General features: G+C 58.6%; 2 protein-coding genes and 1 tRNA gene. 1 reads left to right on the forward strand and 2 read right to left on the reverse strand.

Annotated features, from left to right (window positions below; genetic code table 11):
• Positions 1–216 precede the first annotated feature (216 nt).
• Positions 217–306 (reverse strand) — tRNA-Ser (locus tag ACXJKR_RS31660).
• Between the two features lie 50 nt (positions 307–356).
• Entirely contained in the window at positions 357–731 is a 375-nt protein-coding gene (locus ACXJKR_RS31665) for a hypothetical protein (RefSeq protein ID WP_056196681.1), read from the reverse strand.
• Positions 732–808: 77 nt separating this feature from the next.
• Between ACXJKR_RS31665 and ACXJKR_RS31670 the strand changes: the two genes are divergently transcribed.
• Positions 809–1,525 (forward strand): helix-turn-helix transcriptional regulator, encoded by a 717-nt coding sequence (locus ACXJKR_RS31670; protein ID WP_056196685.1) that lies wholly within the window; start codon positions 809–811, stop codon positions 1,523–1,525.
• Positions 1,526–1,701 lie beyond the last annotated feature (176 nt).

The raw sequence follows: 1,701 nt of genomic DNA on the forward strand, positions 1-1,701 counted from the left end.
GCGTCAAGCTCAAGCACCACCATCCCTGTTTCACTCTTGGCATCTCCGGCTCCAGCCTTGCTCATCGGCAGGGCGCAGACTGAAGTGTTGAGCAAGGTCGGACAGCGGGCCACCTTGACGCGACGAACTGCGCTTTCTGTGGGCTGAACTGCGACTGAATGTCGATCAGTCATGAGCCAGAAAAGCAAAACGGGCCCAGTGGGCCCGTTCATACTTTGGCGGAGAGGGCGGGATTCGAACCCGCGGTGGGTATTAGCCCACACACGCTTTCCAGGCGTGCGACTTAAACCGCTCATCCACCTCTCCTGCAAGCCAACAATCATAACCTATTGCGTGCTCACGAAGGCGACATTCCGTCAGTTGCTGCTGCGCCAGTCCAGGGCGCCGCGCCAGTCGAGCTGGTGCACGACATTGTTGAGGTGCAGCATGCGCCGCGAACGCGCCAGCTCATGCCCGTGGCCGTCAATCAGCGCGACGTTGCACAAGATGTTCATCGGGTCGAACAGCGCCACGACGTCAGGCTGGATCTCCGTCCATTCCCATGCAATCTGGATGGCTTCGCCATCGGCCAGTGCAGCCCACACTTCCTGGCCACATCGCAGCCCGGAACGTGCATCGTGCACTCTGACACTGCTTCCGATTTGACGCAGGTCGTCTGTCACTTTTTCAAACTCGTTTACAGTCTTGACGACCGTCTCGCAGGCCATCAGTTGCCAGGCTGCCATCTGCATTCGGATCTCCCGTCATTTGGATGGTTTGCAGTTTGCGTTCGTCGAGGCCGCACTGCGCCTACCAACCCTAGTAGCGCATGAACCTCCAGCGGTACGAACAAGTCAGTCAAGCAGCAGATCTCACGTCTTTTCGACAGGGGCTGATCGCCTTCGCGAATGACCTAGATTTCGGTCTGGTCGTTGGCGTGCTGGCCATCGAGCACCGTGGGCCGGGTGCGAAGACTGAGTACGTCGCCGTAGGTAACACACCTGAGGCTTTCTTGGAGATTTCCAGGGACAACAGCTACGCGCAACGCGACCCCGTGCATCAACGTTTGGCGAGCCTGACCAAACCGCTGATTTACGACCAGGCTTTCTACGTGGACGCCGGTGCAGGCGAGTTGTGGGAGATGTATGCACCGTTCGGCTACCGGACCGGTGTTGCCGTAGGTGTCCAAATGCCTGGCTACCGCCGGTTGCTTCTCGGGCTCGATCGGGACGCACCCTTGCCCAAAGATCCGATCAAGCTGAATCGGATGATCGCGGACTTGCAATTGCTCGCCGTTCATGCACAGGACGCTGCAGGGCGGCTGCTTGTGTCCAAGAGATCGGCACAACCTGCGGTGCAGCTTCCGTCACGACAGCTTGAGATCCTGAAGCTGACGATGGAGGGCAAGAGCGCCTGGGTTGTCGGGAGCCTGCTAGGCATCAGCGAGAACACGGTGAACTACCACATGAAGCAACTGTTCAAGCTGCTCGACGTGTCCACCAAGCACCAAGCCGTGCTGAAGGCGATGGAGCTGGGGCTGCTCTGACCGGCTACCGGCCCTACCAGGGTTTGTAGTTCTCTGTTGTCTGCCCGTCCTACACACTGCGCGCCATCTCAACGCTGCTAGCCGGACGGTGCAAATGGAAAAAGTTTCTTTCTGGGAAGTTCTCGCAGAACTGCTCGGCTTCCCGATTACGGGTAATTGATCCCGATCCTCTGAGC

This window comes from Roseateles sp. P5_E11, assembly GCF_054049355.1.